At 66.3% G+C, this 24,450-nt stretch carries 26 protein-coding genes and 1 tRNA gene; 14 read left to right on the forward strand and 13 right to left on the reverse strand.

Annotated features, from left to right (window positions below; translation table 11 throughout):
• Positions 1 to 3 precede the first annotated feature (3 nt).
• Genes KBY66_RS05435 through msrA form a run of 4 tightly spaced genes read left to right on the forward strand, consistent with a single transcriptional unit; the run spans position 4 to position 3,609 of the window.
• On the forward strand, positions 4 to 717 hold the full coding sequence (locus tag KBY66_RS05435; protein WP_255088215.1) for a DUF4079 domain-containing protein: 714 nt from the start codon (positions 4 to 6) through the stop codon (positions 715 to 717).
• A 36-nt stretch (positions 718 to 753) separates the two neighbouring features.
• Positions 754 to 2,001, forward strand: coding sequence for a cytochrome c biogenesis protein DipZ (locus KBY66_RS05440; RefSeq protein WP_255088216.1), 1,248 nt, complete (start codon positions 754 to 756; stop codon positions 1,999 to 2,001).
• A 6-nt stretch (positions 2,002 to 2,007) separates the two neighbouring features.
• Positions 2,008 to 2,946 carry a hypothetical protein gene (locus tag KBY66_RS05445; protein ID WP_255088218.1) on the forward strand — a complete coding sequence of 313 codons (939 nt, stop codon included), beginning with the start codon at positions 2,008 to 2,010 and terminating at the stop codon, positions 2,944 to 2,946.
• A 24-nt stretch (positions 2,947 to 2,970) separates the two neighbouring features.
• A complete protein-coding gene (gene msrA, locus KBY66_RS05450) occupies positions 2,971 to 3,609 on the forward strand; it encodes a peptide-methionine (S)-S-oxide reductase MsrA (protein WP_255088219.1) in 639 nt (212 codons plus the stop codon).
• A 17-nt stretch (positions 3,610 to 3,626) separates the two neighbouring features.
• Here msrA and KBY66_RS05455 read toward each other — a convergent pair whose 3' ends face one another.
• The 6 genes from KBY66_RS05455 to KBY66_RS05480 form a co-directional block, all read right to left on the reverse strand.
• The gene (locus KBY66_RS05455; RefSeq protein ID WP_255088220.1) at positions 3,627 to 4,352 is read right to left on the reverse strand and encodes a molybdopterin-dependent oxidoreductase; all 726 of its coding nucleotides are present in this window, start codon (positions 4,350 to 4,352) and stop codon (positions 3,627 to 3,629) included.
• Positions 4,352 to 4,957 (reverse strand): cytochrome b/b6 domain-containing protein, encoded by a 606-nt coding sequence (locus KBY66_RS05460; protein ID WP_255088221.1) that lies wholly within the window; start codon positions 4,955 to 4,957, stop codon positions 4,352 to 4,354. The genes KBY66_RS05455 and KBY66_RS05460 overlap by 1 nt, the downstream gene beginning before the upstream one ends.
• A gap of 102 nt (positions 4,958 to 5,059) precedes the next feature.
• Entirely contained in the window at positions 5,060 to 5,293 is a 234-nt protein-coding gene (locus KBY66_RS05465; RefSeq protein ID WP_255088222.1) for an indolepyruvate ferredoxin oxidoreductase subunit alpha, read from the reverse strand.
• Between the two features lie 37 nt (positions 5,294 to 5,330).
• Positions 5,331 to 6,506, reverse strand: coding sequence for an ATP phosphoribosyltransferase regulatory subunit (locus KBY66_RS05470; RefSeq protein WP_255088223.1), 1,176 nt, complete (start codon positions 6,504 to 6,506; stop codon positions 5,331 to 5,333).
• Between the two features lie 61 nt (positions 6,507 to 6,567).
• Positions 6,568 to 7,467 carry an inositol monophosphatase family protein gene (locus tag KBY66_RS05475; RefSeq protein WP_255088224.1) on the reverse strand — a complete coding sequence of 300 codons (900 nt, stop codon included), beginning with the start codon at positions 7,465 to 7,467 and terminating at the stop codon, positions 6,568 to 6,570.
• A 5-nt stretch (positions 7,468 to 7,472) separates the two neighbouring features.
• Positions 7,473 to 7,841, reverse strand: coding sequence for a 2Fe-2S iron-sulfur cluster-binding protein (locus tag KBY66_RS05480; protein ID WP_255088225.1), 369 nt, complete (start codon positions 7,839 to 7,841; stop codon positions 7,473 to 7,475).
• A 62-nt stretch (positions 7,842 to 7,903) separates the two neighbouring features.
• On the opposite strand from KBY66_RS05480, the gene KBY66_RS05485 reads away from it, so the two are divergent.
• Positions 7,904 to 7,990: transfer RNA gene (locus KBY66_RS05485), tRNA-Ser, on the forward strand.
• A gap of 62 nt (positions 7,991 to 8,052) precedes the next feature.
• Here KBY66_RS05485 and pstB read toward each other — a convergent pair.
• The 3 genes from pstB to pstC all read right to left on the reverse strand — a co-directional run bounded on the left by pstB (position 8,053) and on the right by pstC (position 10,790).
• Positions 8,053 to 8,847: a phosphate ABC transporter ATP-binding protein PstB gene (gene pstB / locus KBY66_RS05490; protein ID WP_399224923.1), complete on the reverse strand. Its 795-nt coding sequence runs from the start codon at positions 8,845 to 8,847 to the stop codon at positions 8,053 to 8,055.
• A gap of 89 nt (positions 8,848 to 8,936) precedes the next feature.
• Positions 8,937 to 9,827: a phosphate ABC transporter permease PstA gene (pstA, locus tag KBY66_RS05495; protein WP_255088227.1), complete on the reverse strand. Its 891-nt coding sequence runs from the start codon at positions 9,825 to 9,827 to the stop codon at positions 8,937 to 8,939.
• A gap of 12 nt (positions 9,828 to 9,839) precedes the next feature.
• Complete coding sequence (gene pstC / locus KBY66_RS05500; protein ID WP_255088307.1) at positions 9,840 to 10,790, reverse strand: phosphate ABC transporter permease subunit PstC; 951 nt, start codon at positions 10,788 to 10,790, stop codon at positions 9,840 to 9,842.
• 158 nt (positions 10,791 to 10,948) lie between these two features.
• Between pstC and dnaK the strand changes: the two genes are divergently transcribed.
• From dnaK to murQ, 4 genes are read left to right on the forward strand one after another with little or no spacing between them, the layout of a single operon-like run.
• The gene (gene dnaK / locus KBY66_RS05505; protein ID WP_255088228.1) at positions 10,949 to 12,988 is read left to right on the forward strand and encodes a molecular chaperone DnaK; all 2,040 of its coding nucleotides are present in this window, start codon (positions 10,949 to 10,951) and stop codon (positions 12,986 to 12,988) included.
• A 4-nt stretch (positions 12,989 to 12,992) separates the two neighbouring features.
• Complete coding sequence (locus tag KBY66_RS05510) at positions 12,993 to 14,027, forward strand: DnaJ domain-containing protein (protein WP_255088229.1); 1,035 nt, start codon at positions 12,993 to 12,995, stop codon at positions 14,025 to 14,027.
• Between the two features lie 31 nt (positions 14,028 to 14,058).
• Positions 14,059 to 14,460 (forward strand): DUF3110 domain-containing protein, encoded by a 402-nt coding sequence (locus tag KBY66_RS05515; protein ID WP_255088230.1) that lies wholly within the window; start codon positions 14,059 to 14,061, stop codon positions 14,458 to 14,460.
• Positions 14,457 to 15,377 carry an N-acetylmuramic acid 6-phosphate etherase gene (gene murQ, locus KBY66_RS05520; protein WP_255088231.1) on the forward strand — a complete coding sequence of 307 codons (921 nt, stop codon included), beginning with the start codon at positions 14,457 to 14,459 and terminating at the stop codon, positions 15,375 to 15,377. Before KBY66_RS05515 ends, murQ begins: the two co-directional genes overlap by 4 nt.
• 18 nt (positions 15,378 to 15,395) lie before the next feature.
• Here the strand turns inward: murQ and mtnP are convergent, their stop codons facing one another.
• The gene (gene mtnP / locus KBY66_RS05525) at positions 15,396 to 16,325 is read right to left on the reverse strand and encodes an S-methyl-5'-thioadenosine phosphorylase (RefSeq protein ID WP_255088232.1); all 930 of its coding nucleotides are present in this window, start codon (positions 16,323 to 16,325) and stop codon (positions 15,396 to 15,398) included.
• 85 nt (positions 16,326 to 16,410) lie between these two features.
• On the opposite strand from mtnP, the gene KBY66_RS05530 reads away from it, so the two are divergent.
• Positions 16,411 to 16,851, forward strand: coding sequence for a peptidylprolyl isomerase (locus KBY66_RS05530; protein WP_255088233.1), 441 nt, complete (start codon positions 16,411 to 16,413; stop codon positions 16,849 to 16,851).
• A 40-nt stretch (positions 16,852 to 16,891) separates the two neighbouring features.
• On the opposite strand, the gene ribBA is transcribed toward KBY66_RS05530, so the two are convergent.
• Entirely contained in the window at positions 16,892 to 18,499 is a 1,608-nt protein-coding gene (gene ribBA / locus KBY66_RS05535; protein WP_399224899.1) for a bifunctional 3,4-dihydroxy-2-butanone-4-phosphate synthase/GTP cyclohydrolase II, read from the reverse strand.
• 243 nt (positions 18,500 to 18,742) lie between these two features.
• On the opposite strand from ribBA, the gene argC reads away from it, so the two are divergent.
• Entirely contained in the window at positions 18,743 to 19,819 is a 1,077-nt protein-coding gene (gene argC, locus KBY66_RS05540; protein WP_255088234.1) for an N-acetyl-gamma-glutamyl-phosphate reductase, read from the forward strand.
• On the opposite strand, the gene purN is transcribed toward argC, so the two are convergent.
• Positions 19,810 to 20,385, reverse strand: a complete 576-nt coding sequence (gene purN, locus KBY66_RS05545; RefSeq protein ID WP_410001002.1) for a phosphoribosylglycinamide formyltransferase — start codon at positions 20,383 to 20,385, stop codon at positions 19,810 to 19,812. The two genes, argC and purN, sit on opposite strands and share 10 nt — an antisense overlap.
• Positions 20,386 to 20,491: 106 nt before the next feature.
• On the opposite strand from purN, the gene KBY66_RS05550 reads away from it, so the two are divergent.
• From KBY66_RS05550 to KBY66_RS05560, 3 genes are read left to right on the forward strand one after another with little or no spacing between them, the layout of a single operon-like run.
• Positions 20,492 to 20,836, forward strand: coding sequence for a DUF1257 domain-containing protein (locus tag KBY66_RS05550; protein ID WP_255088237.1), 345 nt, complete (start codon positions 20,492 to 20,494; stop codon positions 20,834 to 20,836).
• A gap of 11 nt (positions 20,837 to 20,847) precedes the next feature.
• Positions 20,848 to 22,584, forward strand: a complete 1,737-nt coding sequence (locus tag KBY66_RS05555) for a M61 family metallopeptidase (RefSeq protein ID WP_255088238.1) — start codon at positions 20,848 to 20,850, stop codon at positions 22,582 to 22,584.
• Positions 22,578 to 23,492 carry an N-acetylmuramoyl-L-alanine amidase gene (locus tag KBY66_RS05560; RefSeq protein WP_255088239.1) on the forward strand — a complete coding sequence of 305 codons (915 nt, stop codon included), beginning with the start codon at positions 22,578 to 22,580 and terminating at the stop codon, positions 23,490 to 23,492. The genes KBY66_RS05555 and KBY66_RS05560 overlap by 7 nt, the downstream gene beginning before the upstream one ends.
• A gap of 26 nt (positions 23,493 to 23,518) precedes the next feature.
• On the opposite strand, the gene KBY66_RS05565 is transcribed toward KBY66_RS05560, so the two are convergent.
• Positions 23,519 to 24,214, reverse strand: a complete 696-nt coding sequence (locus tag KBY66_RS05565) for a helicase DnaB (RefSeq protein ID WP_255088309.1) — start codon at positions 24,212 to 24,214, stop codon at positions 23,519 to 23,521.
• Positions 24,215 to 24,450 lie beyond the last annotated feature (236 nt).

Consider the following 24,450-nt stretch of genomic DNA (forward strand, 5'->3'; position numbering starts at 1 on the left):
GCCATGCAAAGCGTCGACTGGCTCTGGCTGCTCCACCCAGCCCTGGCTGTGGTGCTCGTCTACCCCCTGCTCGGGATGGTGCTGCGGCTGGCGCAGCAGACCCGGGACCGCCGCCTGACCCAGGCGAAGCATCCCCCCACCGTCGGCCGTGATCACGCCGATCTTGGCAAGTGGCTGGCGGGTTCGGTGGTGGCGATCGTGCTGCTGGCCGAAGCGGTGGTGATCGCCACCAAGCACCCCCTCTCCGCCTTCGCAGGGGGTGGTTCGCGTCTGGCGCTGCTGCTGCTGGTGCTGGTCGGCTCCGGTGTTGCCCTGGCGGCTCTCTGGCGGGTCAAGCGGCCCGCCTATCGGGCCAGCTTCGCCCTGCTCTGCTGGGCGGGGCTGATCGGCCTGGGTCTGCAGCCGGAGGTGTTCCGGCTCAGCGACAACCCGTTCGACCCGGCCTTCTGGCAGTCGCATTTCTGGGGCGGCGTCGGGCTCAGCGGCCTGATGCTGTTCTCGGTGGCCTGCCGGCCCGAGATCCACAAGCACCTGCGTTGGCGCCGGCTGCACGTCAGCGCCAACGTCCTGGCGGCCCTGATCTTCCTGGCCCAGGGGATCAGCGGGCCCAGGGATCTGCTCGAGATTCCACTCAGTTGGCAGAAAGCCACCCTCTACAGCTGTGATTTCGTGGCGAGAACCTGCCCGGCCCCGGCCCCGGTTCCTCCCACCCCCTGAATCCACACCAACTGAATCCACGCCGTCAACAACGCCATGGCCCTGCTGCTCCTGGCCTTCCTGGCCGGTGCGCTGACGATCCTGAGCCCCTGCATCCTTCCCGTGTTGCCGTTCGTGTTCACCGGGGCCGGGCGGCCGTTCCACCGCCGGGGTCTGCCTCTGTTGGCTGGGATGGCGCTGTCCTTCACCACCGTTGGGGTTCTGGCCGTGGTAGGGGGGAACTGGGTGGTTCGGGCCCACCAGTTCGGGCGGATGGCGGCCCTGCTGGTGTTGGCTGCCTTCGGGTTGGCGCTGCTGTTTCCCGCCCTGGCCAACCGGCTCAGCCAACCGCTGGTGCGGCTGGGGCAGGGTCTGTCGCGACGATCGGATCAGGCTCGAAGCTCCGGGGCAACGGCCGCTTCATCCGCTCTGCTGGGCGTGGCGATTGGCCTGTTGTGGGCGCCCTGCGCCGGCCCGATCCTGGGTCTGGTGCTGACCGGCGCGGCGCTCCAGGGGGAGCCTGCCGGCACGGCACTGTTGCTGCTGGCCTATGCCGTTGGCGCCAGCACCTCCCTGGCGATCGCCCTGCTCGCCGGCGGGCGCATGGCCAACATCCTGCGGCGTTCCCTTCAGAGCACCGCCTTGTTGCGCCGGGCCCTGGGGGGTGCGGTGATCATCAGCGTGGGAGCGATCGCCCTGGGCCTGGAGCAGGCCTCCCTGGCCCGCTTCGCCCTGGCGGACACCAATGCCGTTGAGCAGACCCTGCTCGCGCAGGTTCCCGTCGCTCCCCGGGCCGGGGCAACCGCCACTGCGGCGAGCCCGCTGCCCGTTCTCGGCACCCTGCCGCCCTTCCCGAAGGGGGCGGTGTGGCTGAATTCGCCCCCACTCACCCGTGATCAGCTCTGGGGCAAGGTGGTGCTGGTGGACATCTGGACCTATTCCTGCATCAACTGCGTGCGGACCCTCCCCCACGTGCGCTCCTGGGCCAAGAAATACAAGGACCACGGTCTGGTGGTGATCGGGGTCCATTCACCGGAGTTCCCCTTCGAGCGCGACCTCGGCAATGTTCGGCAGGCCACCCGCAAACTTGGGGTCACCTACCCGGTGGTGATCGACAACGACTTCGCGATCTGGAAGGCGTTCAACAACACCTACTGGCCAGCCTTCTATTTCATCGACACCCAGGGCCGCATCCGCGCCACCCACTTCGGCGAAGGTGCCTATGCCAAATCAGAGCAGACGATTCAGCAGCTGCTTCGGGAGGGTGGCTTCAGCCCTGTGCCCACCGGTCTGGTCAAGCCCTGAACCAGCATGGCCATCTTGAACTCCCTTGGCCCCGCCCTACGTTCCCTGCTCCGGCGTCACCGCCTGACCCTCGGCCACCAGCGCAGCCCCTGGACCAGCCTCTGGCGCCAGCCGGTGTCGATGGCACTGCGGATGCCCTGGCCTGTGTTCTTCCTGGCCATGACCAGCCTTTATCTCATCGAAGTGGTGATCTTCGCGATCGCCTTTCAACTGGATGGCCGCCACCTGGAGGGGGAAGGAGCCATGGGCCTGCCCACCAGTGTGGTGTTCTCGCTTCAGAATCTCCTCAGCGCCAGCTTCCAGCCCGCCAGGGTCACCTCGATTTACATCCTGGCACTGGCGTCGTTGCAACAGATTGCCGGGCTGCTGACCAACGCCATGGTCACCGGTCTGTTCTTTCTGCGCTTCACCAAGGTGGATGCCCCGCTTCGGTTCAGCCGAAATCTGTGTCTGAGTTTCTTGCCCGGGGGCTATCTCAGCTGCCGGTTTGTGACCAGCGATCCCACCTACTGGTTGCGGGTGTCCTATTCGATGGTGCTCTTCCTCGATGAGGAGATCGAACCCGGGGTGGTGCAACGGCGGCTTCATCCTCTGCCGCTGCTCAACAACAGAACACCCCAGCTGCATGTGACCGCCGTGCTCAGCCACAGCCTGGGCGCCGAGAGCCCCTTTGTTCGCCATGGAATGGAGGCGATCCGGAGGGCCAGCGGGGCCATCCTGGTGATGGTGGAAGGCACCGACGAGGTGACCGGATCGCCGCTGCTTCAACTGCACAACTACCGGATCGAGGACATCCTCCAAGGGCATGTGTTCGATGATTTGGTGTCCGAAGACGCCAACGGGCTCCGCAGGGTTGATCTGGATGCCTTGCATCGCACCCGCTTGATCGGCGAGCCTCCCCACACCGTCCGCTCTGATCCATCCAAACGTTCCGCTCGCCTGTAATCCAAGAGGCCGTTCCCCAAACCCATGCGCCTGTCCGTTTCTGTCGCCTTCGCCGCGCTCGGCCTCTGGGCCCTGCCGGGCATGCTCGCCGCAAGTTCAGCGGTCCCACCCACCTCCGCCAAGCCAGGTTCCACCCAAACGGCCGTTCTGGCTGGGGGCTGTTTCTGGGGTGTGGAGGCGGTTTTCGAGCGGGTACGGGGTGTTTCGGAGGTGGTGTCTGGGTATGCGGGAGGTTCCAAGGCGAGCGCTGATTATCAGCAGGTGAGTGCAGGAACCACGGACCATGCCGAAGCGGTGAAGATCACCTACGACCCGAAAGTGGTGAGTTACGCCCAACTGCTGAGCATCTACTTCTCCGTTGCCCACGACCCCACCGAACTCAACCGCCAGGGCCCGGATGTCGGCAGGCAATACCGCTCCGCCATCTTCTTTGCCACCCCGTCCCAGCAGACGGCGGCCAGGGCCTCAATCGCCGCTTTGCGTAACCGGAAGGTGTTCCCACGGCCGATCGTCACCCAGGTGGTTCCCTTGCAGGCGTTTTTTTCAGCAGAGGCTTATCACCAGAATTACATCGCCCACAACCCCTTCAATCCTTACGTTGTGGTGAATGATCTGCCCAAGCTTGCCCAGCTGAAGCGGCAGTTCCCCCAGTTGCTCAAATAGCTGGTTGTGGCTGCGCCTTACAGCCCCGCAAACCACTCGTAACCCTGGTCCTCCCAGGTGCCGCGGCGCTCTTCCAGGCTGGCCATCACCTTCAGGCCCGTGACCCATTTGCTGAGCTTGTAGCCGAGTTTGATCGGCGTGGCGAGGCGCACTGGGGCCCCATTGGCTGCCGGCAGAGGTGCACCGTTCATGGCGGTGGCCAGCAGGGTCTGGGGATGCAGGGCCGAGGCGATGTCCCAGGTCTCGAAGTACTGATCGGCCGAGTCGATGGCCAGGTAGCCGCCCAAATTGGAGATCCCAGCCAGAGCGAGCACATCGGCCAGGCGCACCCCGGACCAGGCCACGATCGCTGCCCACCCTTCCACGCAGACGTGGCGCATCACCAGCTCCTGCTGGGGCAGGGCCGCCAGCGCCGCCAGATCGAGGCTCAGGGGCCGGCTCACCAGGCCGTCCACCCGTAGCCGGTAGCGGGCGGGATCCAGCTGGGGCACTCCGTTGAAACTGTTGACCAGCAGATCCTTGGGGTCCACCTGATCCCGGCGGAACAACGGCACCGGGCCCTTGCCCTGCATCAACGCCTCGATCCGTTCGTTGAGCGGCTGGGTGGCATTCCCCACCGTTTCGCTGAGGCCATTGAGGGCGCAGCCCCCCAGCAGGAGCGAGGAGCCCCCGCTGAGACCAAGCCCAAGCAGCTGGCGGCGATTCAGGTGGGTCGCATCTTTCGTGGCAGCTTGTTGTGCCATCAGGCGAACATCGAGCGCAGCAGCCGCAGGCCACCGATCCGCCAGGAAAGCGTCACATGGGCAAGCATCAGCAGGGCGATGGCGGGGATCGTGGCCAGGTGGCTGATCCTCAGGGTCTGCCAGCTGGTGGAGCCAAACGCCTCGCCGAAGCTGAACAGGCCCGAGAGCCACCAGAACTGGGCCGGTTTATACATGGCCATTCCCGTGATCAGGCCGAAGGCCAGCAGGATCAGCATCAGGGTGTACACCAGCCGGTGGGCTGAGAGCCGCCGCTTGGCTTTGTTTTGGCTGGCTTTCAGCGTGCCGAGGTCACCGGTGTCCGCCAGCTTTCGGCGCCGTTGCCCGATCAGCAGAGCGATCCAGACGCCGAGATTGAGGGCGTAAAGGCCCATGAAGCCGAAGTGCCAGTCACGTCCGCCCGCCAACCAGCCCCCCAGGGTGAGGAGCTCCGGCACGGTGGCTCCACCCCGACCGCCGAACACCGGGTTGGCGTTGTAGATCTGCAGGCCGCTGGCCGCCATCACCAGCAGCACCAGCAGGTTGAGGCTGTGGAAGGCCCGCGTCCAGAGGGGGCTGTGGCGGATCGGCGCTGGGTGATGGGCCATTGCCTCGTCCATGGATTTCGGTTGGATCGTTGCCGTGCTTCCTGATCCCTGTACCGCCGAGCCCGGTGATTGGATTCCCAACCCGGGCTGCCCAGCTGGGCTTCAGGCGCCGCCGTTGCTCCGCTGCTCGGCCGGCCGTTCCTCCGGAACGATCGCACCCTCCACCGGGCACACCTGCAGGCAGATGCCACAGTCGATGCAGGTGTCGAAGTCGATCCAGTAGAACCCCGTGCCCTTGACATTGGCGCCGCTGCCGGGATGGATGCAGGCCACCGGACAGGCGTCGACGCAGTCGGCCACCCCCTCGCAGACGTCGGTGAGGATGCTGTGGGCCATGGGGCTCGGAAAGAGGTTGGCCCGATCCTAGAAATGCTCAGCCAAGCCACTCAACGGCCTGGTTCCCCCTGGTTCGGGCCAGCGCCTCGGCCTGCTGCGCGTCGGCGCAGGGATCGGGCAGAAGTTCGGCGGCCAGTCCTGAGCGATGCAGGGCCTCCAGTCGCTCCAGGGCCGCGGGCAACTGGCTGGCCTGGCCGTAGGCCAGCAGCAGCGGCCCCTGGCTGGGCCCGGGGCCTTCGCCTGAATCCAGCAGATCCCTGATTTCTTCGATCCTGAATCCGAAGCCCACACCGGCCGCCGCGTCTGGATCCAGGCTGAATCGCGCCACCAGCCCGTCGTAGCGCCCACCGCTGGCGATCTCCACCGGGGCCGCCTCTCCCTGGCACACCAGCTTGAACACCAGACCGTCGTAGTAGTTGAACTGGGGCTGGAAGCTGGGGTCCAGCTGGATGCCAACCCCGAGCCGCTGGGCGGCCGCCTCCACCAACTGCAGGGTCTGGGCCAGATCCTCGAGCAGGGCGAGCGGACCAAGCTGTTGCTGCAGCTTGTCGATCACCTGGGCGGGTTCCCCCCGGAGCCGCAGCAGGACCAGCAGCTGGTCCACCTCGTGGCCCGGCAGGGGAAGGGCGGCCAGGGCGAGGGGATCGAAGTTGGTGAGCGCCTGGCGACAGGCGGTGCGCTCGGCAGCCGGTACCCGGTCGAGCAGGGCGCTGAGCACGCCGTGGTGACCCACCAGCAACAGGGGCTGGTGACGCCCCCGCAGGCCCAGGGTTTCGGTGCAGGCCAGCAGCAGGCGCAGCAGTTCCGCATCGGCCGCCGCCGAGGGCACCCCGAGCAGCTCAACGCCGCTCTGCAGTTGTTCACTGATCCGCTGGCCGCCCCCATCCCCGACGAAGGTGCGGAAGGTGGCCCCCTCCGCCCACAAACGAAGCGGACGGGGACGGGCGGCCAGCCGGGTGCAGGCCGCCCGGGCGATCGGCGCCGTCAGCTCGGGTCGCAGGCCCAGGGGCTCCTCCGCCGCCAGGCGCACCACTTCTGCCTGGGGGCCCCCGCCCCGGGCCTGGAGCGTGTCGAGCCGTTCGATCGCCGGGGGGGCGACCTCCTGGTACCCCCAGAGCCGGTAGACCGCCGCCAGTTGCTGGCAGAGGCGGCGGTTGCGCTCCACCTGGCCAGGATTGAGATCCCTGGCGCCGGCGGCAGGTTGCAGGGCCATGGGGGGCGGAGCAAAAGGAAAGGAGGAACGGGCTGGATCCTATGGAGCAGCAGGGGCAGGCTCAGCCGTCCAGTTCGGGGGCACCGAAACTGGCGCCCGGGAGCGGCTGGCATTTGGCCAGGCCCTCCACCAGGGCGCCATGGAGTCCGGGCGCCGAGGCGATCAGCCGTCCTTCCGCCAGCAGCAGCGGTCCGCCGTCGTAGCGGCTCACCACGCCACCGGCCTGCTCCACCAGCACCACCCCGGCGGCGAGATCCCAGGGGGAGAGCCCCCGTTCCCAGTAGCCGTCGAGCCGTCCGGCGGCCACGAAGGCCAGATCCACCGCGGCCGCCCCGTCCCGCCGCACGCCCTGGGTGCGATGGGTGAACCAACAGAACTCCGCGTAATTGGTGTCCCGCTGGGTTTGGCGGTCGTAGGCGAAGCCCGTGACCAGCAGGGCGCTGCCCAGCTGCTGGGCGTTGCTCACCGCCAGGCGCTGGTCGTTGCACCAGGCTCCAAGGCCGGGCGCCCCCCAATAGCGTTCCTGCAGGGCGGGCACCTCGATCGCCCCCAGCAAGGGCAGTCCCTGCCAGGTGAGGCCCACGGAGGTGGCGTAGCAGGGGTAGCAATGGGCGTAGTTAGTGGTGCCATCGAGGGGATCGACGCACCATTCCAGCGCTGATCCTGTGGAGCGCCGGCCGCTTTCCTCGGCCAGTACCCCCAGCGATGGGGTGTCCTGGGCCAGCACCGCCAGCACGGCCCGCTCAGCGGCCAGATCGGCCTCGGTGACCAGATCCCCCGCCCTCCCCTTCTCGCGGATGTCGGTGAGCTGGCCGTGAAAGCGCCGCAGTTCCGCCGCGCCGGCGCTGGCGGCAGAGCGGGCAACGCCACTCAGCCTCTCCAGCTCCCCACGGCTGAGGCCTGAGCCGGCCAGGGCCTGCTCACAGAGCAGGGGGGGCTTGGGCTGTGCTTCGCTGCCCATCGTGCTCATTCCTCCTCGATCGGCAGGCCTGGGCGCACCCGTCCCCTGGCGAAGAACCGGCCGAACTGGAGCTCATAGACCTCGTCCTCGTCCTGGGTTTCCACCACCAGGGGCGCGGTGGCCCTGGCGACGCACAGCAGGCCATAGCCCTGGCGGCGCAGTTCCTGGGAGAGGCCAAGGGCTTCGGACTGGTCGATCTGGCCGGAGATCACCCGGACGGCACAAGCGGTGCAGCAGCCATTGCGACAGCTGAAGGGAAGGGGCTCCCCCTGTTGCTCGAAGCTGCGCAGGATGTACTCCCCTTCCGGCACCTCCAACGCAATCACCCGGTCTTGCTGGCGCCAATGCACCGTGATCGGGACCTGTCGTGACATCGCGCTTGCGCAGGTGGGTGAAGGCTGACTGCTACATTGCCACGTGCCCCGGCATCATCGAAGGAGAGGTGGCCGAGTGGTCGATGGCGCAGCACTGGAAATGCTGTATAGGGGCAACTCTATCGAGGGTTCGAATCCCTCCCTCTCCGTTCTCCATCAAAAAGCCGGCTTCAAAGCCGGCTTTTTCTTTGGAGAACGTGTGCAGGAATCCCTAACCAAAACGGCCGGTGACGTAATCCTGGGTAGCCTGTTGAACCGGGGCATTGAAGATCTTTTCGGTGTCGTTGAATTCCACCAGATAACCCACTTTGCCGCTGCCCCCTTCAACCGCTTCTGCGTTGAAGAAGGCGGTTTGGTCGGAAACACGAACCGCCTGCTGCATGTTGTGGGTGACGATCACGATCGAGAAGGTTTTTTTGAGTTCATGCATCAACTCCTCGATTTTGAGAGTGGAGATCGGATCCAAGGCTGAGCAGGGCTCGTCCATCAGAATCACTTCAGGCTCGATCGCGATCGCCCGGGCGATGCAGAGACGCTGCTGCTGGCCACCGGACAGGGAGTTGCCGCTTTGCTTAAGCTTGTCCTTGGTTTCATCCCAGATGAATGCCTTGCGCAGGGAACTTTCCACCAACTCGTCCATGTCACCGGTGAAACCGTTGATGCGGGCGCCGAAGGCAATGTTCTCGTAGATCGATTTGGGGAACGGGTTCGGCTGTTGAAACACCATGCCGATGCGTCGCCGCACTTCCACCGGGTCCACCTCGGGTGCATAGATATCCTGGCCATCGAAAACCACCCGCCCTTTCAGACTGCAGCCCTCGATCAAGTCGTTCATGCGGTTCAGGCCGCGCAACACGGTGGATTTTCCACAACCGGATGGGCCGATGAAGGCGGTGACCTTGCCGCGGGGAATGTCCAAGTAGACATCACGCACCGCTTCGAAGCTGCCGTAGCTGATGGTGACTTTTTCGAGGGTGAGGCAGTTCTGATCAGTGGCCTTTGACATGGGGCGCTGCAGGGAGACGGTCATGGTGGGATGGGTGAAGTGAATGCAGAAGAAACCAACCGGTGATGGGATCAGTCGGATGACAGGATTCAGTTGGCGAACCGCCGCAACCAACGGGCCAGCAAATTGGCACCGAGGATGAGCACCACCAAGACGAAAGAGGCGGCCCAGGCCAGCTCATTCTGGGCCTCGTAGGGCATGATGGCGAAATTGAAGATCAACACCGACATGGTGGCAATGGGGTTGAACACCCCTTCCGGCCAAAACGGTGAAAACAGGGCGGTGAAGATCAAGGGAGCGGTTTCGCCGGCGGCGCGAGCAATCGCCAGAACAATGCCCGTAGCAATCGGGGTGAAGGCACTCGGAAGGGTGATCCGGGTGACTGTCACGAACTTGGAAGCCCCGACCCCGATGGCCCCCATGCTCAAGGCTTTGGGTACCAGCTTGAGTCCTTCATCCGTAGTTTTGATCACCGTTGGAAGCATCAACACCGCAAGCGCGATGCCGCCTGCAACCGCAGTATAGGACTGGCCAAAGAACACCCTGGTGGCCACGATCGCTCCATAAACGAAGACCCCGCAGATGATCGAAGGAACCCCAGCGAGGATGTCATTGCCGGTGCGTATGAACCGGGCGAAAGGCCCACCTGTGGAGTATTCAGCCAGGTAAACGCCACCACCAACTCCAATTGGAATGGCGATCAGCGAGGCCACAATGGTCACCACGAAGGTGCCGATGATCGCGTTGCCAATGCCTCCCCCTTCAAGACCAGGAGCTGGAGGAAGCTGGGTGAAGAGAGGGATGCTGATCAACCTGCCACCCTGGATGATCACATAAACAAGAACCAGAAAAAGGGGCATCACGACGATCAGGCTGAAGAAGCCGGACAGTGCGTTGTAAAACTTGTCGAGCCTGTTTCTCTTCAGTGCAGGGTCGTAGCGCAGTGAAGATGCTTGGAGAGCAGGAGTGAAGGAGGTCATCTGTTTAGAGAATTAGTAACGAAGGCTGAGCTTCCTGACGATCCATTGAGCAAAGATATTAACCGCAAACGTCATCAACATGAGAATCAAAGCTGCGTACAACAACGCGGAAACTTGAATGCCACTTGCTTCACCGAATTGGTTGGCGAGCATGGCCGAAATCGTGTTGCCGGGTGCGAGCAGGGACCAGCTGAAGTTGGTGGAGTTGCCGATGATCATCGTGACCGCCATGGTTTCTCCCATTGCTCGACCCAGGGCGAGCATGATGCCGCCGACGATCGAGGAAATGGCCGCGGGGAGGATGACATCGAAAATGGCAATCCAACGGGTGCTGCCCACCCCGTAGGAACCCTGGCGCAAAGCTATGGGGACCTGGTTGAGGGCGTCTCGCGAGATGGCAGTAATGATGGGAAGAATCATCACAACGAGAATGAGCACTGCTGGCGCCACCCCAGGCCCTTGTGGGGCGGTGCTGAAGAAGGGCAGCCACCCCAGAGCAGTGTTCAGAAAAACAAGGAGGGGCCGCAGAAAAGGCTCCATCACGAAGATGGCCCAGAGCCCAAGCACCACCGAAGGGATGGCGGCCAGCAGTTCAACCATCACCCCGATGATTTCCCGCCAGCGCAAGGGGAGCAGGTTTTCGGTGATGAAGATCGCGGTGCCCACCCCAAGGGGCACCGCGATGAGAAGAGCCAAGAACGATGTGACAAGGGTGCCGTAGATGGCCGTAAAGGCACCGTATTCGCCTGTGACAGGGTTCCAGCTGGAGGTGGTCAGGAACTTGAGGCCGAATTCCTTGATTGCATCCTGAGCGCCCTCAAACACCGTCAGGAAGATGGCCAGCAACACGATGGCCACCGTGGAAGCCAAGGCGATCGTTAGGTAGCGAAACCCCCCATCCACGATGCGGTCCGCCGGCGGACGCTTCCTGCGAGTGAAGCGAGCCTGTATTTGATCCGTCATCATGGGCGGACTGGGGCGATGAACAAATTCCGCAACGGTAAGGAAAACGTTGTGTTCAGCAACTTACTCGCCACAGCTTGATTTCTTCCACTAAGAATTCGTTAACCCCTTCCCCGCCCTGGTCGAGACGGTAGTTTGGGGCTTCGGTTTGGGGGTCCATGGGGCGGATCGTTGGCATCGACCTGGGCACCACCAACTCGGTGGTGGCGGTTCTGGAGGCGGGTCGTCCCCAGGTGATTGCCAATGCCGAAGGGGTCCGCACCACACCATCCGTGGTGGGCTACAGCCGCGAGCAGGAGCTGCTGGTGGGCTCCCTGGCCCGCCGTCAACTGGTGCTCAACCCTCGCAACACCTTCGCCAACCTCAAGCGTTTCGTCGGCCGCAGTTGGGATGAGCTCGAGGACAGCAGCCTCGCGGTCCCCTACACGGTTCGGGCCAACGACCAGGGCAAGGTGCGGGTCGTCTGCCCGGTCACCGAGCGGGAGTACGCCCCGGAGGAGCTGCTGGCCAGCATCCTGCGCAAGCTGGTGGACGATGCCTCCACCTATCTGGGGGAGCCGGTGGAAGCGGCGGTGATCACCGTGCCGGCCTATTTCAATGATGCCCAGCGCCAGGCCACCCGCGATGCCGGTCGCCTGGCAGGGCTGGCGGTGGAGCGCATCCTCAATGAGCCCACCGCCGCTGCCCTCGCCTACGGCTTCGATCGCAGCGCCGTGAAACGGGTGCTGGTGTTCGACCTCGGTGGCGGCACCTTCGATGTGTCAGTGCTGCGCATCGCCAACGGTGTGTTCGACGTCAAGGCCACCAGTGGCGACACCCAACTGGGGGGCAACGACTGGGATCGTCGCATCGTCGACTGGCTCGCTGATGGCTTCGAGGCCGACCACGGCATCGACCTGCGCCGCGATCGCCAGGCCCTGCAACGGCTCACCGAGGCGGCTGAGAAAGCCAAGCAGGAGCTCTCCGGGGTCCGGAGCACCCCGGTGTCCCTGCCCTTCATCGCCACCGGCCCCGAAGGGCCGCTTCACATCGAATGCAGCCTGGAGCGGCGTCAGTTTGAGGCCCTCTGCCCCGATCTGCTGGATCGGTTGCTGCGGCCGGTGCAACGGGCCCTGCGCGATGCCTCCCTGGCCGCCGAGGACATCGACGACGTGGTGCTGGTGGGGGGTGGGACCCGCATGCCGATGGTGCAGGAGATGGTGCGCACCCTGATTCCCAGGGAGCCCTGCCAGTCGGTCAACCCCGATGAGGTGGTGGCGGTCGGGGCGGCGGTTCAGGCCGGCATCCTCACCGGTGAATTGCGAGACCTCATGCTCAACGATGTGATCCCGCTCTCCCTGGGCCTGGAGACGATCGGCGGCGTGATGAAGGTGCTGATTCCTCGGAACACCCCCATCCCCGTGCGCAAATCCGACGTGTTCAGCACGTCCGAGGCGAACCAGTCGGCGGTGGAAGTGCACGTGCTCCAGGGAGAGCGCCAGATGGGCAGCGACAACAAGTCCCTGGGCCGGTTCCGGCTCTCCGGGATTCCACCGGCGCCGCGGGGGGTCCCCCAGGTGCAGGTGTCCTTCGACATCGATGCCAATGGCCTCCTGCAGGTCTCGGCCACTGACCGCACCACGGGCCGCCAGCAGAGCGTCTCGATTCAGGGCGGATCGAACCTGAGCGAGGAGGAGATCACCAAGCTGCTGGAGGAGGCCACGCGTCAGGCCGTCGAGGACCGCCGCAAACGGGCCGAAGTGGATCGCCGCAACCGGGCCCTGACCCTGGCCGCCCAGGCGGAGCGGCGGCTCAGGGACGCCGCCCTGGAACTGGGCCCCTATGGGGCCGAGCGCCAGCAGCGCTCGGTGGAACTGGCCCTCCGTGATGTGCAGGCACTGCTCGGCGGCGACGACTCCGTGGAACTGGATTTGGCCGTGAGTCAGCTCCAGGAAGCCCTCTATGGGCTCAATCGACGCCTGATCAGCGAGCGCAAATCGGAATCCGGGCCGCTTCAGGGTCTGAAGAACACGCTCGGCTCCCTCAAAGATGACCTCTTCTCCGATGACGACTGGGATGACTGGGACCGGCCGGGGGGGCGGGCCCGACCGGGCCGTGACCCGTGGGAGCAGCCGGCGATGAGCCGGGGTGGGTATCAGCCGCCCCGCTATGAACGGCCGGCCTCCCGCTCGAATCAGGATCCCTGGGCTGAGGACTGAGCCGGTGACCCGCAGCCCAACCCCGCCGGTGGCAACGGACTACTGGACGGTGCTCGGCCTCTCACCTGGCGCCGATGCCGCCAGCTTGAAGCGGGCCTTCCGTGAGCAGGCCCGGCGCTGGCACCCCGACCTCAACGGCAACGATCCCGTGGCCGAGGAGCGATTCAAGGCGGTCAACGAGGCCTATGCGGTGCTTGGAGATCCCAAGCGCCGGGCGGTGTGGGAAGAGGGTCGCGATCCGACGGCCTCGCCCGGGGGAACGGCGGATCCCTTCGCCACAGGGTTTCCTGAATTCGAGGTCTACCTCGATGCCCTCCTCGGCCGTCGCCAGGCCAGCCGGGAGCGAGAGAGCGGCCCTGCCGGCGCAACCGACTTCCCCTTCGATCCGCCCACCCCCGAGGACGATCCAGGGCCAGAGCCAGCTTCTGCCTTCGATTTCGACCTGGATCACCCACCCGCGCCTGGGCGGCGGCCGTCAGCAGGCGTCACCCATGCGCCGCCACCACCGCCGCCGGTGCAGGCCAGCGCCGATCTGGAAACCGTGGTCGAGCTCACCCCGGATCAGGCCCTCTCTGGAGCCCGCCTGGAGCTGGAGCTGCCCGGCGGCACCGCGGTGGAATACTGGAGTCCGCCCCTGGCCGGGGACGGCTGGCGGTTGCGGTTGGCGGGCGTGGCTCCGGGGGGCGGGGACCATTTCCTGCAGTTGCGGGTGCGCACCGCCGAGGGCCTGCGCATCGAGGGTCTGCGGGTGCTGTACCAACTGGAGTTGTCACCACCGGAAGCGGTTCTCGGCTGCCTCGTGGTGGTGCCCACCCTGCAGGGCCCCGTCCAGTTGCGGGTGCCGCCGGGCTCCTCCAGCGGCCGGCTGCTGCGGCTGCGCGGCAGGGGCCTGGTGCTGGGGGAGCACCGGGGGGATCAACTCGTGGAGGTGCGGATCGTCGTGGCCGAGCAGCTCGATGAAGCGGAGGAAGCCCTCTACCGGCGCCTGGAGCAGCTCTCGGCTCAGAACCAGCGGGAGTCGGAGGAGGCCAATCGGTGAGACACTGGCCGCAGCGGCGCTGAGGCCCTTGATGGCGGTTCATGTTCTGCTCTTCGATGCCGGCTCCGACAACGAAGGCATCCATTCCCTCGAGTTGAACGGCCACACCGTTGTGTTGCTGTTCGAGGAGATGGACGACGCGGAGCGCTATGCCGGCCTGCTCGAAGCCCAGGACTTTCCGGTCCCCACCGTGGAGGCGCTCTCCCGGGACGACATGGAGCTGTTCTGCGTGCAGGCGGGCTACGAGGCCCGCTTTGTCCCGGCCGGCTTCCTTCCCCAATCCCCCGAGGAGCGGCTGTTGATCGCACCGCCGGAGCGCAACATGGACGTGAGCAACTGGAAGGACGACCAGCCCGCCGATGCCAATCAACCCGGCCAGGCCGAGCGGGACGCCATGGAGGCGTTCCGGCGCCGCCTCGAGGGCCTGCTGTGAACTGTGCCGACCGTGGCCACCTGCTCACCGAGCAGGCCAATCCCGCCAGCGCCCGCCTCGACCAGCTCAGCTCCGGTGAACTGGTGGATCTGTTCTGCCGTGAAGATGAAAAGGCGCTGCTGGCCATGGAGGCAGCGGCACCGGCCCTGGCCGAGGCGGTGGAGGCCATCAGCGCTCGCCTGCGCTCCGGCGGCCGGCTCTTCTACCTCGGTGCCGGCACCTCCGGGCGGCTCGGCGTGCTCGATGCGGCCGAGTGTCCCCCCACCTTCTGCACTCCCCCGGAACTGGTGCAGGGCGTGCTGGCCGGCGGTGCACCGGCCCTGCTGCGCAGTTCCGAAGGACTCGAGGATCTCCACGAAGCCGGCCGCGATGATCTGATCGAGAGGGGCTTCAGCTCCGCCGATGCCCTGGTTGGCATCGCCGCCGGTGGCACCACCCCCTATGTGCTCGGTGGTCTGGAGCACGCCCGCGCCATCGGCGCCCTGGCCATCGCCATGGCCTGCGTTCCCAGTGAGCAAGCGCCGATGCCCTGCGCCATCGACATCCGGCTGGTCACTGGAGCGGAGCTGCTCACCGGCTCCACCCGCCTCAAAGCCGGCACGGCCACCAAGATGGCCCTGAACATCATCTCCACCGGGGTGATGGTGCGGCTGGGCAAGGTGTACGGCAACCGCATGGTGGATGTGGCCGTCACCAACAGCAAGCTGGAGGATCGCGCCCTGCGCATCCTCAGGGACCTGGCCGGGGTGGAGCGGGAGCGCGGCCACGAGCTGCTGGCCGCCGCGGGCGGTTCGGTCAAACGGGCCCTGGTGATGGCCGCCGCCGGTTTGAGCGCCGAGCAGGCCGATCTGGCTCTGAGCGCCCACGAAGGCCAGGTGCGGCAGGCCTTGGAGCAGCTCGGTGCTCAGCTGGCCTGAGCTGGAGAGGAGGCCGACTTATAGCTCATAGGGGCCCCAGTAGGGGCTGGTGAGCAGATCGAGCTTCTGGCGTGTGGCTGCGGGCACCTGTTCCTTGGGGGTCATCAGGGCACTGCGCAGGGCGGTGTGGGCGCTGCTGAGCGGACGCTGGGCGGCCACCCGTTCGGCCGCCAACGCCACGATCTGCTGGGCCAACAGGGCATTGGCGCGGAGATTCTCGATCACCAGGTCCACCGTGACCGAGGCATGCTCCGCGTGCCAGCAGTCGTAGTCAGTGACCATGGCGAGGGTGGCATAGGCAATCTCAGCTTCCCTGGCCAGCCGAGCTTCGCTGTGGTTGGTCATGCCGATCACCGAGCATCCCCAGCTGCGGTAGAGATTGGATTCGGCCCGGGTCGAGAAGGCCGGCCCCTCCATGCACAGGTAGGTGCCGCTGCGGTGCAGCTGGCGGCCTGCGGGCATCAGGCTCTCGGCCCCATCGGCCAGCAGGCGGCTGAGGGTTGGGCAAAAGGGGTCGGCGATCCCGACATGGGCCACCGCTCCCTCGCCGAAGAAGGTCAGGGGCCGCTGGTGGGTGCGATCGATGAACTGGTCCGGCACCAGCATGTCAAGGGGGCGGAGAGGCTCCTGCAGGGAGCCCACGGCGGAGCAGGAGAGGATCCAGCGCACGCCCAGGGAACGGAGCGCCCAGAGGTTGGCCCGGTAGGGCACGTCCGTGGGCGAATGGGTGTGATGGCGGCCGTGGCGGGCCAGGAAGACCACCTCCAGATCGCCGACACGGCCCAGCCTTAACCGGTCGGAGGGACGCCCAAAGGGGGTGTCGAGCTCGATCTCCTCAACCGCTTCCAGACCATCCATGCCATAGAGCCCACTCCCGCCAAGCACTCCCAGCCGGGCGGTGGCCAGATCGGGGCCGGCCTTGGCGGTGGGGACGGCTGGCTCGCTCATGGCGTTCGTCTGCGCTCTGGGGGCGCCGGGATCGGGGACCGTTCTACCCGAGAGTGGATACAGTCCGCCTTTGCCTCCGTTCCCCGTGACCAAAGCCCTGATGGAAACCGATGCTGGCACCGTGGAACTTGAGCTCTTCGATGCCGAAGCGCCTGCCACCGTCGCCAACTTCGTGAAACTCGCCGAGGCCGGCTTCTATGACGGGCTTTCCTTTCACCGCGTCATCGACGGCTTCATGGCCCAGGGCGGTTGCCCCAACACCCGCCCCGGGGCGGGCGGAGCCCCGGGCACCGGCGGGCCGGGCTACAAGATCCCCTGCGAGATCAACAGCCACAAGCACCAGGCCGGCACCCTCTCGATGGCCCACGCCGGCAAGAACACCGGCGGCAGCCAGTTCTTTCTCTGCCACGACGCCCAGCCCCACCTTGACGGCGTCCACACGGTGTTCGGTCAGGCCGCCAACGTGGATGTGGTGCTGGCGATCAAGAAAGGGACGAAGATCAACAAACTCACGATCCTGAGCTGATCGCGGCTGAGTGCCGCTCAGAGCTGGTTCTCGCGCCGCCTCACTGCCAGCGCAGAAAAGCACCCGGCTGCAACGGCAACTGGGGGCTTCGCTGGCGCAGCTCCAGCAGGGGCCGCTGTTCCGGCTCCAGGGTCACGCTGGGGTGGCTGCTGCGTTGGCTGTCGGGGGTGAGCAGGAGGCTCACGGCCCTGGTGTGCGGCCAGGTCGCCATCTGGCTCAGCACCGCCGTGAGCGCCGCCTCCTCCAGTTGTTGGCCGGCGGCAGGGGTGAGAAGGATGGCCAGGTCCGGACGTTCCAGCAGGGCCAGCAGCCGGGGGTGCTCCTCCCGTTTGAACTCCAGTTGGCGCTGCGACGTCCAGGCGCGCAGGCTCAGCCAGTGCTCGGCTTCGGCGCGTTCCGGCTCAGGGCCATGGCCCTGCCAGGCAAGCAGCCCCTGCCAGGCCAGCACCGCGCTCAGGCCCCGGTCGTTCGGCTCGGGGGTGCGATCGGCTGAGGCCTGGAGCCAATGGCCCAGCTTGAGGCGTTTGGTGTCCAGGTAGGCGGCGTTGTGCAGGCCGGGATCCATCTCCAGGGGCACCCGATCCTCCACCTGGAGTCCGTAGCCGCCGAGTCCGGCGATCTTGCGGGGATTGTTGGTGATCAGCAGCAACCGCCGCACCCCCAGATCGCTGAGGATCTGGGCGCCGACGCCGTAGTTGCGCAGATCGGCCGGAAACCCCAGGCGCTCGTTGGCCTCCACCGTGTCGAGCCCGCCGTCCTGGAGGCTGTAGGCCTTGAGCTTGTTGATCAGGCCGATGCCACGGCCTTCCTGGCGGAGATAGACCACCACGCCTTCCCCGGCCGCTTCGATCATGCGCAAGGCGGCTTCCAGTTGGGGTCGGCAGTCGCAGCGCAGGGAGCCGAAGGCGTCCCCGGTGAGGCATTCGGAGTGGACCCGCACCAGCACAGGCCCGCTGCTCAGCTCGGGGCGACCCTTGACGATCGCCACGTGCTCGCTCCCGTCCAGCTCGTTGCGGTAGCCGATCGCCCGAAAACTGCCGAAGGCACTGGGCATCTGGGCCTCCGCCTGGCGCCGCACAAACCGCTCGGTGTCGAGCCGGTAGCTGATCAGATCGGCGATGTTCAGCAGGCGCAGGCTGTGGCGGCTGGCGTAGTCGGCCAGCTGGGGCAGCCGCGCCATCGATCCATCCGGGTTCTGGATCTCACAGATCACCCCGGCCGGATAGAGGCCGGCCAGCCGGGAAAGATCAACGGCCGCCTCGGTGTGACCGGCTCGCTTGAGCACGCCGCCCTCCCGGGCCCGGAGTGGAAAGATGTGGCCGGGTCGGCGCAGATCGCCCGGACGGCTGTGGGGATGGATCGCCACCTGGATCGTGCGGGCCCGGTCTTCAGCCGAAATCCCTGTACTGACACCGTTTTCTGGTCCCGCGTCGACACTCACCGTGAAGGCCGTCTGGTTGCTGTCGGTGTTGCGGTCCACCATCAGGGGAAGCTCGAGCGCATCGAGCCGCTCCCCCTCCATCGCCAGGCAGATCAGTCCCCGGGCCTCGGTGGCCATGAAGTTGATCTGTTCGGGGGTGGCGAATTGGGCGGCGCAGATCAGATCCCCTTCGTTTTCCCGGTTTTCGTCATCCACCACCACCACCATCTCGCCGTTGCGGATGGCGGCCAGACCGTCGGCGACCGGGTCGAAGCGAATCGGTTGATGGGCCAGGCCATTGCCGAGCTTTCCGGCGGGGATCGGGGTGGTGTCGCGGAGGGAGTCGGCCGGGGCTGGACCCCGTTCGGAACGGGCTGTCAGAGGGGTTCGGGCCTGAAGTGGCGCAGCGGTCCTCCGTTATAGAGCCGGTCACAAACGGACCGGTACGATCTCCCCTTCCGTGCTCGCGGCATGTCCAGATCCATCCCAGCCCAGCGGGTGGGCGTGATCGGCGCCAGTGGTTACGGCGGTCTGCAGACCCTTCGCCTGCTCCAGGGGCATCCCCACCTGTCCATCACCTTCCTGGGCGGGGAACGCAGCGCCGGCAAGCGTTGGAGCGAACTCTCGCCGTTCCTGCCCCTGGCGGGCGATCCGATCGTGCAGGTCCCCGACCCTGGCGCGATTGCGGCGGCGGCGGATCTGGTGGTGCTCAGCCTGCCGAACGGCCTGGCCTCCACCCTTGTCCCCGACCTGCTGAAGCGGGGCGTGCGGGTGGTGGATCTCTCCGCCGACTACCGCTTCCGTTCCCTGGCCGAATGGAAGCGGGTGTACGGTGCCGAGGCGGCCCTGTTTCCCCGCGACGACAAGGCGCTCTGTGAGGAGGCGGTGTACGGGCTGCCGGAGTGGGAGGACGCCCGGCTTCGGCAGGCTCGCCTGGTGGCAGCCCCGGGCTGCTTTCCCACCGCTGGGTTGCTTCCCCTGTTGCCGTTCCTGAAGCAGGGGTTGATCGAGCCGGCGGGAATCATCATCGACGCCAAGACCGGCTGCTCCGGCGGCGGCCGCGCCGCCAAGGAACACCTGCTGCTGGCGGAAGCCGGCGAGGCGGTGGCGCCCTACGCGGTGGTGGGTCACCGCCACACCAGCGAGATCGAGCAGGCGGCCAGCGCCGTGGCTGGCCATCCGATTCAGGTCCAGTTCACGCCCCACCTGATGCCGATGGTGCGGGGCCTCCTGGCCACGGTCTATGCGCGGCTTCGGGATCCAGGCCTCACCGCTGACGATTGCACCACCCTGTTGAGGGCCGCTTACCGCCACAGCCCCTGCGTGGAGGTGCTGCCGGTGGGCACCTACCCCTCGACCAAATGGGTGCGGCAGACGAACCGGGCCCTGCTCTCGGTTCAGGTGGATCGGCGCACCGGCCAGCTGATCGTGATGAGCGCCATTGACAACCTGGTCAAGGGCCAGGCGGGCCAGGGGGTCCAGTGCCTCAATCGGATGGCCGGCCTACCCGCCGACACCGGCTTGCCGCTGCTGCCGTTCTACCCCTGATCCAGCCTGGCTGGGCCCAGCCGCTGGGCGGCGAGGGCCACGGCCAGGGGAAGGATGCGGTGCTCTTGCTGATGAATGCGGCGGCTCAGGCTGCTGTGGTCGTCGCCCGCCAGCACGGGCACCGCCGCCTGCACCAGGATCGGTCCTCCATCCACCTGCTCGGTGACCAGGTGGGCGGTGCAGCCCGTCAGGGCCACCCCGGCGGCAAGGGCCTGCCCAATGCCATCCAGCCCAGCGAAGCTGGGCAGCAGCGACGGATGGATGTTCACCAGCCGGGCGGGGAAAGCGTCGATCAGCACCGGGGTGACGATCCGCATCCAGCCCGCCATCACCACCAGATCGACCCGGGCCGCCTGGAACGCCAGCAGCAAAGCCTGATCGAGGCTCTGCCGCTGGGGGTGAAGCCGGTGGTCGATCACCTGGCAGGCCACCCCGAGGCGCTCGGCGCGGCGTTGGGCTCCACAGCCCGGGTTGTTCACCACCAGCAGCTCCACCACGGCGTTCAGCGGTCCCTGGCGGCAGCTGGCCACCAGGGCCTCGAAGTTGGAGCCGTTGCCGGAGGCCATCACCCCCAGCCGCAACAAGGGTTGCGGCTCAGGCCAGGGCTGTGGCAATGGCCACTGGACGGAGGGAAGACCCTCGCTAGGGTCTGGGGAAGCAGGCAACGGGTTCATGTCGCACCTCTCTATCCTGCCGACGGTCGTCCGCGATCAGGAGCAGTTGGCCGCGGCCCTTGGCGATCTTGGTTTCGAGCCGATGGCGGGGGGTGTGATCGGGGGCTTTGCCGGCGAAGCGATCCGGGTGGAGCTTCAGGTGGCCGTTACGCCGGATCAGCGCCTGGGCTGGCAACGCCAAACGGATGGATCGCTGGCCCTCGTCGGTGATCTGCAGCGGTTGAGCCGATCCCATGCGCTGCAGCAACTGATAGGGGCCATCACTCGGCGCTATGCGCTGCGCCTGGCGCTGCTTGAGGCCATGGACCAGCTGCCGATGGCCACCCTTCACCCTGCCTCCTGAGCCCGTTGTCGGTGGTCGATCTCACGCTGGATCTGAGATCGACCAGCCAGCATCTCGTCCAGGTTCGGTTGCGTTTTCTCCCCCGGGCGCCCTCGGTGATGTTGCGTCTGCCGGCCTGGACACCGGGCTCCTATCTTCTGCGGGATTACGTCCGGAACCTCGAAGCCCTGACGGTGCATCAGGGGGGCGATGACGGCGAAGCGCTGTCGGTGAAGGTGGAGCGGATCGAGACATCGGCCTGGCAAGTCCAGCTGAGCGCGGTTCATCCCGTGGAGGTTCGCTACGCCCTGCTCGCCACGGAGCTGAGTGTGCGTGCCTGCCACCTCGATGCCGACCACGGCTTCCTTGCCCTGGCGGCGGTAGCCCTGCAGGTGGAGGGGGAGCGCTGGACGCCCCATCGGCTGCAGCTGGTCTTGCCCGAAGGCTGGCTGCCCTTCGTTCCTTTGCCGTTGGAGGCCGATCACGGCTGGTACGCCGAGACCTACGACCAGTTGGTCGATACGCCGGTGGAGGCGGGCCCCCATGCCTGCCATTCCTTTGCGGTGGGTGGCGTTCCCCATCGTTGGGTCACCTGGGAGGATGGATCCACGGGGGGGCGTTGGCTGCTTGATCGGTTTCCTTCCCTGCTGGAGGATGTGGCCGCCGTTTGCGGGGGCTGTTGCCGGCTGATGGGCGAGCCGATGCCGGCGGCACCCGACTATCTCTTCGTGCTGCATCTGCTCGATCAGGGTTATGGCGGGCTGGAGCATGACCGTTCCTCGGTTCTCCACTACGGCCGGCAGGCCCTGACCCGGCCGGATGGCTACAGAAAGCTGTTGCAATTGGTGGCCCATGAATATCTGCACCAGTGGAATGTCCGGCGCCTGCGGCCTGCTGAACTCACCCCGATCGACTACAACCAGGCCGTGATCGTGCCGACCCTCTGGTTCGCCGAGGGGGTCACCAGTTATCTCGACCAGTTCCTGCCGCTGACGGTGGGACTGAGCACGGCAGACCAGCTCTTCGAGGATCTGGGCACCGAGATCAGTCGCTACCGGCTCACCCCCGGCCGTCAGGGAGGCCAGACCCTCCGGCAGAGCGGCCAGGAGGCCTGGGTGAAGCTCTATCGCCGCGATGCCTACAGCGACGACTCCCAGATCAGCTATTACCTCAAGGGAGCGATCGTGGCCCTCTGCCTGGATCTCGCCCTGCGCCGCGACGGCTCCTGCCTGGTCGAGGTGCTCCGGGACCTGTGGAGGCAGCTGGGTCGATGGGGTCGCGGCTACAGCGAAACCACCCTGGTGGAGGCGTTCACGCGGCGTTCGTCCTCGCTGGCCGAGGCCCTGCCTCTCTGGCTGGAGAGCTTCCTGGAGCCGGACCTGGAGGCCTGTCTCGCATCGGTGGGATTGCAGCTGAACGCGGTGCTCAGCCCCGATCCGTTCACGGGCCTGCGCTGCAAGGCCGAGCCGAATGGCCTGGAGGTTCAACGGGTGCAACGCCACAGCCCGGCCCAGCGGGCCGGGCTGGTGGTGGGTGACGAGCTGATTGCCATCGACGGTTGGCGGTTGCGCCAGCCCGAACATCTGGCTGCCCTGCTGCAGCCCGAGCGTCCCCAGAGTCTTACGGTGAATCGGCGCGGCAGCCTGCGCCAGCTCACCCTGCTCAGCGCGCCTCCAGCTGTGGACCGTTGGACCCTGGTTCCGGATCCTTCCGCCGCACCCGAGGCCCTGGCTCGGCGCGCCGCCTGGCTGGGCTTGATCCCATGCTGAGGATCATGCGCCAGTTGCGCAGGCGGCTTCAGCGGCTCTCCCCCCAGATGGGTGGCTCGGTGCTGCTCGGGGTGGCCGCCTTGGTGGGGATCGGCGGCCTGGGCTGGGTGGCGCGGGATGTCACCGCTGGGCAGGATGCCGATCAGCGCCCCTCGCTGCTTCAGTTGCTGGACCAGGTGAACCCGTCAGCGAGGCCCTTCGTCCTCGATCCCGTTCGCCGCCCAGCACCGGCGCCCCCCAGCCACGTCGCCTGGTCCAGCCCGCTCCGTCGCCAGTGCGTTGTCGAGGATCCCCGGACCCGCCAGTCCCTGCGGCGTCTGCTGGCGGAGCTGGACACCAGCAAGCGTCGTCTTCACATCGACCCCACCAACTACGGCGAGCGTTTCAGCCGGGATGCCTTCAACAATCCCGTCGATCCCACCCCCCGGATGGTGGTGCTGCATGAAACGGTCTATGGGATCGAATCCGCGGTTCAGACCTTCCTCACTCCCCATCCCAGGGACGACGACCAGGTCAGCTATCACATGCTGGTGGGCCTCAATGGCCAGGTGGTGGAAGTTCTCGATCCCTCCAGGCGCGCCTTCGGCGCCGGCAACTCTGCCTTCAATGGCCAGTGGGTGGTCACCAATCCGAAGGTGGGGGGTTCCGTCAACAACTTCGCACTCCATCTCAGCCTCGAAACCCCGATCGACGGCGAGAACAACGGGGCGGGCCACAGCGGTTACACCCCCGCTCAATACGACGCAGTGGCGGTGGTTCTGGCCGATTGGATGCGCCGTTTCGGCATTCCGGCGACCAACATCACAACCCACCGCTATGTGGACCTCGGTGGGGAGAGATCCGATCCCCGCAGTTTTGACTGGAGGGAACTCCAGCAGCGGCTTGCCGCCCTCGGCCTGTTGTGCTGAAGAAAGGGTGACGAAGGTGGACTGGCTCAGATCACCGGGAAGGGGACGGGCTTTCTCACCGAATAGATCAGGGCGTGCAAGGCCGGATCCTGCATGTAGCTGAGAATCCGGGTCGGGTAGTCGAGCTTGCCGTTGTGGAGGTAGGCCAGGGTGGCGAGGGCTTTCGCATCCCGTGGACTGCTGCCGGCATCCAGGAGACGGTCGGTGGGGAGGCCCAGCGCCCTGGAGAGCCGGGCGAACTTGCCGGCCAGCAGGGTCACGTTGCGCTCGGGATCCAGCAGCTGCTGGCGGGCAGAGGCCAGTTCGGCCTCACTGGCATCCTCCCGCAGCAGTCCCTGGTGCACCAGTTCGCCGACGGACAGCTGAGCCAGGCCGTGGGTCTTGAACAAGCCCGATTCGACAGCCAGGGGAAGATCCTCGCCCGGCTTGGCATGTTGCAGTTCATCGAACAGGACGGCCGTCACCAGCATCGGATTGACGCCCTGACGGCGGGATTCCCGCAGGATGATCGGCTGGAGCTGCTCGAGCCGGTTGACGGTGTGGGCTCGAAGGGGGGTGAGCTGGTCGAGTCCCTGGGTCAGCAGTTGGGCCAGTTCCGGCTGGGGTCCATGGACGCCGAAGCGCCGTTGGAGCTCCCACAGTTCTTCGGCGCTGAAGTCGACAGGGTTGGCCCGCTGCCCTTCGTTGCTGAGGGCGCCGGGAGCGCTGCTGTCGCTGGTCACGTTGGCTTTCAGGTCTGCATCGATGCGAACGACCGCGGAGTCCTGAACGAACGGCTGGGTGCTGGTCACCAGGCCGATCGCGGCCAGGCAAAACGCGACGAAGGAGCCCTTTGCCAGCCGCCACGCCAGGTGAGTTGAAAACGGAAGGACGCGAAGCGCCACTCGGAACCAGTTGAAAGAATCCTTAGCAAATTTACTCTGCCCCCGCGGCTGAAGGGTTGGGATGGGCCGTTTAT

The sequence above is a fragment of the Synechococcus sp. Tobar12-5m-g genome (assembly GCF_024345415.1).
GTDB lineage: Bacteria > Cyanobacteriota > Cyanobacteriia > PCC-6307 > Cyanobiaceae > Regnicoccus.